The 10,999-nt window shown below is 33.7% G+C and carries 8 protein-coding genes and 1 rRNA gene; 8 read left to right on the top strand and 1 reads right to left on the bottom strand.

Features of this window, described 5'->3' with window-relative positions; genetic code table 11:
• The first annotated feature begins 70 nt into the window (after nt 1–70).
• From LJD32_RS05650 to LJD32_RS05670, 5 genes are all read left to right on the top strand, one after another.
• Nucleotides 71–2,473: a glycoside hydrolase family 3 N-terminal domain-containing protein gene (locus tag LJD32_RS05650; RefSeq protein ID WP_227391935.1), complete on the top strand. Its 2,403-nt coding sequence runs from the start codon at nt 71–73 to the stop codon at nt 2,471–2,473.
• Nucleotides 2,474–2,577: 104 nt separating this feature from the next.
• Nucleotides 2,578–3,168 (top strand): hypothetical protein, encoded by a 591-nt coding sequence (locus tag LJD32_RS05655; protein ID WP_107029942.1) that lies wholly within the window; start codon nt 2,578–2,580, stop codon nt 3,166–3,168.
• 61 nt (nt 3,169–3,229) lie between these two features.
• Nucleotides 3,230–3,793 carry a TetR/AcrR family transcriptional regulator gene (locus LJD32_RS05660; RefSeq protein WP_175301667.1) on the top strand — a complete coding sequence of 188 codons (564 nt, stop codon included), beginning with the start codon at nt 3,230–3,232 and terminating at the stop codon, nt 3,791–3,793.
• A gap of 140 nt (nt 3,794–3,933) precedes the next feature.
• Complete coding sequence (locus tag LJD32_RS05665; protein ID WP_227391936.1) at nt 3,934–5,979, top strand: FAD-dependent oxidoreductase; 2,046 nt, start codon at nt 3,934–3,936, stop codon at nt 5,977–5,979.
• Between the two features lie 133 nt (nt 5,980–6,112).
• Nucleotides 6,113–6,547: an HTH domain-containing protein gene (locus LJD32_RS05670; protein WP_175301666.1), complete on the top strand. Its 435-nt coding sequence runs from the start codon at nt 6,113–6,115 to the stop codon at nt 6,545–6,547.
• A 268-nt stretch (nt 6,548–6,815) separates the two neighbouring features.
• Here the strand turns inward: LJD32_RS05670 and LJD32_RS05675 are convergent, their stop codons facing one another.
• Nucleotides 6,816–8,156, bottom strand: coding sequence for an MATE family efflux transporter (locus LJD32_RS05675; RefSeq protein ID WP_119362699.1), 1,341 nt, complete (start codon nt 8,154–8,156; stop codon nt 6,816–6,818).
• Nucleotides 8,157–8,240: 84 nt separating this feature from the next.
• On the opposite strand from LJD32_RS05675, the gene LJD32_RS05680 reads away from it, so the two are divergent.
• From LJD32_RS05680 to LJD32_RS05690, 3 genes are all read left to right on the top strand, one after another.
• Complete coding sequence (locus LJD32_RS05680) at nt 8,241–8,516, top strand: hypothetical protein (RefSeq protein WP_147580835.1); 276 nt, start codon at nt 8,241–8,243, stop codon at nt 8,514–8,516.
• A complete protein-coding gene (locus tag LJD32_RS05685; RefSeq protein WP_175301663.1) occupies nt 8,503–8,847 on the top strand; it encodes a putative quinol monooxygenase in 345 nt (114 codons plus the stop codon). The genes LJD32_RS05680 and LJD32_RS05685 overlap by 14 nt, the downstream gene beginning before the upstream one ends.
• A gap of 390 nt (nt 8,848–9,237) precedes the next feature.
• Nucleotides 9,238–10,762 (top strand): 16S ribosomal RNA (locus LJD32_RS05690).
• Nucleotides 10,763–10,999: the final 237 nt, after the last annotated feature.

Genomic DNA, 10,999 nt, shown 5'->3' on the forward strand with positions numbered 1-10,999 from the left:
TGTTACAATACATATTGTACAACATGTCTAGACAATATTAAGTGCAAATTATAGAGAGGAATATGAATAAATGGGAAAAAGAATGAAGAAAGTTCTTGCATCAGCAATGTCCCTATCAATGGTCGCTTCAATGGCTATGTCAGGGGTTGGTGCTACAACTTCAAGAGTTGATAGTTTGTTATCAAATATGTCATTAAGACAAAAGATAACACAAATGATGATGGTTGATTTTAGACAATGGAAAACAGCAGATGATGAAGCAAAATCTGATTTTACTAAAATGAATTCAGAAGTACAAAAAATAGTAGAAGATTATGATTTTGGATCTGTTATTTTCTTTGCAAATAATATTAAAGAAACTGAACAAAGCTTTGATTTAACAATGGATCTACAAAAAGCAGCGACAAAAGATAATGGTATCCCATTATTGATTACAACTGATCAAGAAGGTGGAATTGTTTACCGTTTAGGATCAGGAACTGCTTTACCAGGAAATATGGCATTAGGAGCAACAGGTGATGTGAATAATGCTAAAATTGCTGGAGAAATTATTGGTAGTGAATTAAGTTCTTTAGGAATTAATACAACATTAGCACCAGTTGTAGATGTTAATAATAATGCTAATAATCCAGTTATTGGATTACGTTCATATGGTGAAGATGCTGAAATGGTTGGAAAAATGGCCTCAGCTGAAATTGAAGGATTAGCTGAATATAATGTTATTGGGTGCGCAAAACATTTCCCTGGTCATGGAGATACAGCCACTGATTCACATTATGGATTACCAATGGTTGATAAATCAAAAGAAGAATTGTTAAATAATGAATTAAAACCATATCAAGTTGCAATTAATCAAGGTATTGAAATGATCATGTCAGCTCATATTCTTTACCCTCAATTAGATGATACAACTGTTTATTCAGAACAAACAAAAAAACAAGAAAAATTACCTTCAACACTATCTCATAAAATTCTAACAAACTTATTAAAAGAAGAAATGGGATTTAAAGGTGTTGTTGTTACTGATGCAATGAATATGGCAGGTATCGCAGCAACTTATGATGAAGTACAAGCAGTCAAACTTGCTATTAATGCAGGAGTAGACTTAATTTGTATGCCAACAAATATTACTTGTTTAGAAGATATGTCTAAATTAGATGCCATTATTGATGGTGTAGAAAAAGCAGTAAATGATGGTGAAATTCAAGAATCTAGATTAGACGATGCTGTAACAAGAATCTTAACATTAAAAGAAAATAAAGGAATTTTAGATTGGAAAGAATCTAACTATTCATTAGAAAAAGCATTAGCAACAGTAGGTAGTGATGAAAACAAAGCTAAAGAAAGAGAAATCGCTGCTAAAGCTGTAACAGTTGTTAAAAATGAAAACAACACATTACCATTAAATGTTACTAAAAAAAGTAAAGTATTATTAGTAGCAGCTGAAAATAACCAAAGATCATTAATGAAATATGGTGCTGAACGTGCTAAAAATGCTGGATTAATTCCAGATGGTGCAGAAGTAAAAGTAACAAGATATATGGATCGTACACTTGCTTCTGATGCAACAGTTATTAATGCTGATGGTTCAACATATACTTCATCTATGACAGATTTACTAGATTGGTGTGATACTCTTGTAGTTGTTTCAGACAATAGTGGATTAAATGTAGCTAAAGCACATTACAACAATAACTACACTGGTACACCATATAATTTAGTTGATTATGTTGAAAAAGCAGATGCTAGTAAAACAACAGTTGTTATCTCTGCAAACAAACCTTATGACGTACAAATGTATCCCAATGCTGATGCTATTATGGCAGTATATGGTTCAAAAGGAGATCCAACAGAACAATTAATTGGTGGAGCAACAGGTTCTACTTCTGCATCTGGACCAAATATTACTGCTGGTGTTGAAGTTGCATTCGGTGTCTTTGGAGCATCTGGAAAATTACCAGTTAGTATTCCTAAATACGTTCTTACAACAACTGCTGCAGGAGAAGTAGGGTCATTCTCTGATGAAATCTTATATGATAATGGTTATGGAATAACATATGATGCAAAAGTAATCGATAGAGATACATTAGCAAATAAAGTAGCAGAATTAGAAAAACTTGAAAAAGGAAACTATACTGATGCATCATGGTCAGTATTTGAAATTGCATTGAAAAATGCACAAGAAGTATTAAGCAAAGTAAGTTCACAAGAAGACCTTGATGAAGCATTAGCAACATTAAATAAAGCATATGAAGCATTAACAGAAAACAAAAAAGAAGAACCAACAAATCCATCTGATAAAAAAGATGAATCAACAAATAAAAAAGACGAAACAGTTAAAACAGAAACAAAGAAAAATACACAAAAATCAAAAGTAAAAACAGGAGATAATACAGCAATTACAGCATTTGCAGTAATGATGTTTATTTCAGGATGTGTATTTGTATTAGCAAGAAGAAAAAGAAATGATTAATTAACATGTCCTCTTCGTTGAAATCAACGAGGAGGATTTTTTTATTTTAATCACTTTGATTATCAAGTATAATTAAATAAATAAACAAAGAAAGGATTAGAGTGATGATTGATTTAAGAGAATATTTTTATAATAAGATAAAAAATGAAATGGATCATTGGGATATGTCAGATGCTTATTCTATTACCTTTTTTCTATATAGTAATGAAGCATATACATATAAAGAATATTCTAATGTTTGTGAATTTAGTATTTCTTTAAATAATGAAACTTTCTTTAAAAGTGAATATTCTGGAGATGATGAAGGTCTTTATAGTGAAGAAAGATGGAATTATGCATATTTAGAGCAAGATGATAAAGATATGCTTGATGAAAAAGGAATGGAAACTTTATTTGCGTGGTATAAACAAGAAGGTATAGAGAATATTGGTTATGAAGATCCTGATTGTTATGATGAAAATTGTAGATATATAGGAAAAGGTCCAGTAGGGTATTATGAATTATTAGAAGTGATTAGTGATGTTGCTAGAAGATTAATTGAAGAAGATTATTTTCTACAAAGATGTGGTAAGAGAATTCCTATTATTATTCAAGATTTAGAATTTACGTGGTATGTTCTTGAGGCAACAAAGAAAGTAAATATCCATGATGAAGCACATGATTTTTTTAAAGCATTAGAATCTGGAAATATGTAACTTATTTGTATTTTTTAATAAGTTTTGATAAAATCTATTCTGTTTAGAAATGAGGAATAGGATGACTACTAGAGATATACAAAGAGAAGAAACGAAAAAGAGAATATATGATGTTGCTTTTAAGTTATTTGATGAATTTGGATATGATAAGGTAAAAGTAAGTGATATTGCTAAGGCAGCAAATGTTTCTGTAGGATCTGTCTATTATCATTATAAAAATAAAGAAGCCATCATTGATTATGGATATTACGAATTTGATCAGATGTTAAAAGAAGCTTATGAAAAGCAAACTTTTGATAGTGAAAGAGAGGCTATTCTCTTTCTAATTGATTTTCAAATAAAAGATGTTTTTTTAGATATTGGTTTAAAGATGACAACTATTTGTTTTAAAAATCAAATAAATGCTGAAAATACATATCTTCATAGTGATGAAAGATATCTTTATCAAAAACTTTTAGAAAACTTAAATAATATACAACATATGAATAAAGAACATGCTGCTAAAATGATGTTAAGAATTAGTCGAGGAAGTATTTATGATTGGTGTTGTCATAATGGAAGTTATGATTTAATAGAAGCAGTGCATGAAGAAATTTCTATTGTATTAGATTATATTGGTTTGTAGAAAGACGAAAGTCTTTCTATTTTTTTTTGTTTCTATGTGAAAAAATTATTAAGTTATTGACAATTGAATTGTAAAGGCTTACGATGTATATATAAGTAAACTGAATAAGTTCAGTGAACTAATTCAAGGAGGAATTTGGTATGAATAAATATCAACATTTATTTTCACCGATTAAAATCGGTACAGTAGAAGTTCCAAATCGTATTGCATTACTTCCAATGGGGGTCTTTTCACCACGTATGATGAATAATGACGGAAGTTATACAAAAGATGGAGCAGATTATTATATTGAAAGAGCTAAAGGAGGAACAGGGTTAATTATTACTGGTTTAGTTCCAGTACCTAAAGGAGCAGGGCTTCCAAGTATTGTCAATGATGTAAAAAGCTATACTGAAAACATGAAATACTTAGCAGATGGTGTTCATAAATATGGATCAAAAGTATTTGTTATGTTAACAGCAATGTCTGGTAGAGCATCTATTCATGCTACAGATCCAGCACCTAGTTCAATGCCTAATGTATGGGATCCATCTAAAAATAATCCTGAAATGAGTATTGAAGACATTCATCAATATATTGAATGGTTTGCCATGGGGGCTAAAGCCGCTAAAGATGCCGGTATTGACGGGGTAGAAATTCATGCGGTTCATGAAGGTTACTTGTTGGATCAATTTACGATTGCTGCATGGAATAAACGTAATGATGAATATGGTGGAAGTTTAGAAAATCGTTTAAGATTCCCATGTGAAATTGTTAAAGCAATTAAAAAAGCTTGTGGACAAGATTTCCCAGTTTCCGTTCGATATTCAGTTGTAAGTAAAACAAAAGATTTTAATAGAGGTGCTTTACCTGGAGAAGAATATCAAGAATTTGGTAGAGATTATCAAGAAAGTGAAAAAGTTGCTAAAATGTTAGAAGAAGCAGGATATGACATGCTTGATTGTGATAATGGATCATATGATGCGTGGTATTGGCCACATCCACCAGTATATATGCCAAAAGCATGTAACTTGGAAGATGTTGAAAAGGTAAAACAATGGGTCAACATTCCAGTTATTTGTGGTGGACGTTTTGATGATCCTGAACTTGCTGAAAAAGAAATTGCGGCAGGAAAGATTGATATGATGGGTATGGGGCGTCCATTATTAGCTGATCCAGATCTTGCAAATAAATTCAAAGAAGGAAAAGAAGATGATATTCGACCATGTATTTCTTGTCATTTTGGATGCTTAGCACGTATTTTCCAAGTTGATATGAAAACAATGAGTTCTAAAGATATTTCATGTGCTTTAAATCCACGATGTGGTATGGAAAATCATTATAATATTACGAAAGCAGATGTTTTAAAGAAGGTTGCAGTTGTTGGTGGCGGTATTGCTGGTATGGAAGCTGCACGTGTTGCTGCTCTTCGTGGTCATGAGGTTGACCTTTATGAAAAAACAAATCGTCTAGGTGGTGTCTTTAATGAAGCAAGTGCTTTTGATTTTAAAGATGATGATCGTCGTTTACTTGCTTGGTATAAAAAACAAATTAAAGATACAGGTGTGAATGTTAAATTCAATACAGAATTTAAGGTAGAAGATAAAGAAAAATATGATGTTGTTTTTGTAGCTACGGGAGCAAGTGAAAAACATTTAGACATGATTCCTGGATTTGATCAACCAAATGTAAGATACGCTGTAGATGTTTTAGATAAACAAGATATTAAGGACCAAAATGTTGTCATTATTGGTGGAGGCCTTACAGGTTGTGAATTGGCTTATGATTTAGCAAGAAAGAATAAGAAAGTATCTGTAGTAGAAGCACTTCCAACAATTATGAACGTTGAAGGTCTTGCTGCACCAAACTATAATATGCTTGTTGAATTAATGGAACATTATCATGTGGATATTTATAAAAATGCAACAGTTAAAGAATATAAAGATGGAAAATTATTAATTAATGTAATGACAACCAATCAACCAAATATCAACAATAGAGCACGTATGATGTCATTGTTTGGAGTACATCATATTCCAAAAACAATTGATGCAGATACAGTTGTTGTTTCTGTTGGATATAAATCAAATCAAACATTATATGATTCAATAAAAGGTGATAATGTTTACTTATTAGGAGATGCTATTCATCCAAGTAATCTTATGACTGCTATTTGGGGAGCTTATACAATAGCTTTAAAAGTTTAGAATTTGTAAGTGAGGAAATGGGAAACCATTTCCTTTTTTTGCGTGGTATAATTTTTTTAGAATATTTTTACTAGGACATGGGGCTGTCTTAGTTGAACTCTATAATAGAAGCTGTAATAAGGAAGTGGGACAAATGGTAAATAATCAAAAGAAAAATAGAGTGTTAGATATTTTTTATAGAGCTTTTAAAGGAGAAGAACTTTCTGTTTCTAATCTTGCTAGTGAATATGAAGTATCTACAAAAAGTATTACAAGAGATATTAATGAAATTAAAAATTTCTTAGCGGATAATCGAGATGTGGTAGGAAATAGTGAACTTCTTTATTCTTATCAAAGTAAAACGTATTCTTTAAAGTTCGATCATTTTTTAGTTTCTAAAGAACTTGTTGCTATTGTGAAAATTCTTGTGGGCTGTCGTGCTTTAAGTAAAGAAGAATTATTAGAACTTATTGCAAAACTTAAAAATCTAACAGATTTACAAGATCGTAAATTATTAGAACAAGTTATTCGCAATGAAATGTATCATTACCATGAAGTACATCATGATTGTATATGCAAACTATCTTGAAAGAAAAGCAAGAAATGAAGGAATCAATCAAGGAATTAGCCAAGGAATCAACTAAGGAAAAAAATAGAACGTAAAGAAAAGAATATAGAGTATGTAAGAAAACTAATGGAAAGATTACAAATGTCATTTAAAGAAGCGGTTTGTTTATTAGAAATACCAGAAAAAGAAATTAAAGAAATAGAAAAATACTTTCAATCATAAATAATGAGCTTAAAGGTAGAAAAAGATATTTTTAATTAGAGTAAAAGAGGCTTTTGTAGCCTCTTTTTTAAGCGAGTGTTTTTTTCACAAAATGCTTGAAATAAATACCATTAAGAATTGTTGTCATTAAATCTGAAATCGGTTCTGCTAGAACAACAGCATAAACTCCATAACTTGGTAAAATAAATGGTAACAGATAAATCAAAGGTATTAATAAAATGATTTTTCTAAAGAATGCAAAGAAAAATGCATTTTTTCCACAACCTAATGCATTATAGGTTTGTTGAAAAGTAGAGAAAGCACCCATGATAATAAAGCCAAAGATATAGATTCTTAATAATTGATAAGAAAGTTGAATTAACTGAGTATTATTAGCAAATAAGGAAACAAATACTTGAGGAAATGCTTCCATTAGCAAAACACCAATAATTGAATAGGTTAAAGCTACTTTGATCGTAATTTTAATAGTCTCTTTTACACGATCATATTTTTTTGCGCCAAAATTGTAACTAATAATAGGTTGTGCTCCTTGGGCGATTCCTTCCATAGGAAGAGATAGGATTTGTGACATTGAAAGAAGTATTGTCATAGCACTTACCGATAAATCTCCACCATAAAGAAGAAGCTGTCTATTAAAGGCGACTTGTAAAATTCCTTCTGTTGATGACATAAAGAAAGGAGTAAAACCTAAACCTAATATTTTTTTCATAATATTTTTATCAAATAAAAGATATTCTTTTCTTATTTTTATAATTGTCTTTTTACCAAATAAAAAAGATAACACCCAAATACATGAGACGAATTGTGAAATAATGGTTGCAAGGGCAGCACCAGCAACATTCATATGTAAAACATAGATAAAGATAGGATCTAAAATAATATTTAAAATACCACCAATAAGTAAAGTCATCATGCCAAACTTCGCATAACCTTGAGTGTTGATAAAATAATTAAGACCGACTGTTAATTGGATAAACACAGTTCCAACTGCATAAATTCTTAAATAAGATAAAGCATAAGGAAGTGTTTTTTGACTTGCTCCAAAAAGAATAAGAATTTTATCACCCCAAACAAAAAGACAAAACATAATGATAAGCGAGGTTAAAATTAAACTACTAAAAGCATTTCCTAAAATTCTTTCAGCTTCTTTGGGATTCTTTTCTCCTAATTTAATAGAGGCGAGTGGAGCACCACCTCGACCAAAAAGATTACTAAAAGCAGTAATGATTGTAATAATTGATGTACATAAACCAATTCCCGCAATGGATAAACCACCATCGGGAAGTCTACCAATATAAATACGATCAACCATATTATAAATAAGCGTTGCAAGCTGTGCCAAAATGGATGGTAAAGCAAGCGAGAATAAAAGTGATGACACTTTTTCATTTTCTAATCGATGATTCATAAATACCTCCAAACAGTCTTAATTATAAATGTTTAATTATAAAGGTCAATATGATAAAATTATTGAAAGAAAGAAGGGAAAAGTATGGCATTATTTGATGATTTAACAAAGAAAGCAGCAAAGTTTACGGAAAAAACAATTGAAAAATCTTCTGAACTTGTAGATACTGCAAAAACAAAAGTAAGTATTAAAAGTGCAGAAGCTGATTTGGATGATCAATTCATTGAATTAGGAAAGTTGTATTATGAAGTTTTAAATAAGGACAATGTCTTTGATGAAAAAGCTGCTCCAGTTGTTCAAAAGATTGATGAAATCAATCAACGTATTGAAAATTTGAAATCAAGTCTTGAAAAAGAATAACGCAATTACTGTTCATATTTACTATACTGGAGAAAATGGAAGTGCAAAAGCTTTTGTCAAAGAGATGTTAACAAGTGGTCTTGTTGATGAAATTAAAAAAGAAAAAGGAAATAGACGTTATGAATATTTCTTTTCAGTAGAAGATGAAGAAACGGTTTTATTAGTGGATAGTTGGGATAATCAAGAAGCAATTGATTTACATCATTCTTCTAGCATCATGGATCAAATAATGGAACTAAGAATCAAATATCATCTACATATGAAAGTTGAACGCTATTTTTTAGATGAAACAGGAATACCAAAAGAAGATCAAAAGTTTATTCAAAAATAAGGGCCTATTGAGGAAATAGGTCCTTCAGACTATTAACATTTTATTTGTTAAAAGTTTGAAAGAAGACCACTAAAAAGGTCTTTTTTTGTTGTAAAAACACGGTATATTAGACAAAGAAGAGAAAAAGGTAAAAAAAAGAGTGGGATAAAAAAAACGATATAAAGGCAGAAAAAGAGGGGAATAGAGAAAAAAATAAAAAAAGGACAAGAAAAAGCTTTACAAAAGGGAGAGAGGATGGTAATATAAATGGGCACTCGACGAGAGAGTCAAGTGAGAGGACATTGAAAACTGAACAGGAAAGAATAAAACACAACGTCAATGAGAGTTTAGAAATAAACAGAAAACAAAAAAAGAGCTAAACAGACCAAAGTTGTCTGAAGAGATAGAAGGACAATGGAGAGTTTGATCCTGGCTCAGGATGAACGCTGGCGGCGTGCCTAATACATGCAAGTCGAACGCTTCACATCGGTGAAGAGTGGCGAACGGGTGAGTAATACATAAGTAACCTGGCATCTACAGGGGGATAACTGATGGAAACGTCAGCTAAGACCGCATAGGTGTAGAGATCGCATGAACTCTATATGAAAAGTGCTACGGGACTGGTAGATGATGGACTTATGGCGCATTAGCTTGTTGGTAGGGTAACGGCCTACCAAGGCGACGATGCGTAGCCGACCTGAGAGGGTGACCGGCCACACTGGGACTGAGACACGGCCCAGACTCCTACGGGAGGCAGCAGTAGGGAATTTTCGGCAATGGGGGAAACCCTGACCGAGCAACGCCGCGTGAAGGAAGAAGTAATTCGTTATGTAAACTTCTGTCATAGAGGAAGAACGGTGGATATAGGGAATGATATCCAAGTGACGGTACTCTATAAGAAAGCCACGGCTAACTACGTGCCAGCAGCCGCGGTAATACGTAGGTGGCGAGCGTTATCCGGAATTATTGGGCGTAAAGAGGGAGCAGGCGGCACTAAGGGTCTGTGGTGAAAGATCGAAGCTTAACTTCGGTAAGCCATGGAAACCGTAGAGCTAGAGTGTGTGAGAGGATCGTGGAATTCCATGTGTAGCGGTGAAATGCGTAGATATATGGAGGAACACCAGTGGCGAAGGCGACGATCTGGCGCATAACTGACGCTCAGTCCCGAAAGCGTGGGGAGCAAATAGGATTAGATACCCTAGTAGTCCACGCCGTAAACGATGAGTACTAAGTGTTGGGGGTCAAACCTCAGTGCTGCAGTTAACGCAATAAGTACTCCGCCTGAGTAGTACGTTCGCAAGAATGAAACTCAAAGGAATTGACGGGGGCCCGCACAAGCGGTGGAGCATGTGGTTTAATTCGAAGCAACGCGAAGAACCTTACCAGGTCTTGACATCGATCTAAAGGCTCCAGAGATGGAGAGATAGCTATAGAGAAGACAGGTGGTGCATGGTTGTCGTCAGCTCGTGTCGTGAGATGTTGGGTTAAGTCCCGCAACGAGCGCAACCCCTGTTGCCAGTTGCCAGCATTAAGTTGGGGACTCTGGCGAGACTGCCGGTGACAAGCCGGAGGAAGGCGGGGATGACGTCAAATCATCATGCCCCTTATGACCTGGGCTACACACGTGCTACAATGGACAGAGCAGAGGGAAGCGAAGCCGCGAGGTGGAGCGAAACCCATAAAACTGTTCTCAGTTCGGACTGCAGTCTGCAACTCGACTGCACGAAGATGGAATCGCTAGTAATCGCGAATCAGCATGTCGCGGTGAATACGTTCTCGGGCCTTGTACACACCGCCCGTCACACCATGAGAGTCGGTAACACCCGAAGCCGGTGGCCTAACCGCAAGGAAGGAGCTGTCTAAGGTGGGACTGATGATTGGGGTGAAGTCGTAACAAGGTATCCCTACGGGAACGTGGGGATGGATCACCTCCTTTCTAGGGAGAGAAAGTTGTGCTTTCTTGTTTGGTTTTGAATGTCTTAGACATTCAAGAGGACATTGAAAACTGGATAGTAGTAAAAAAAATTGCGAAAACGATAAAGAAGAGATTAGACATTAAAGAAAAGGTCTAGTACGAAAAGTCGAAAGTAACTAAGATTTTACAGCAAGTGTAAACGAAAAAAAGTTCAAGCAAGCAAACCTAGAAGGTAAAGCAAGAAAGGGCGTATGGGGA

The organism is Faecalibacillus sp. TM498 (genome assembly GCF_020589955.1).
Classification (GTDB): domain Bacteria; phylum Bacillota_I; class Bacilli_A; order Erysipelotrichales; family Coprobacillaceae; genus Faecalibacillus; species Faecalibacillus intestinalis.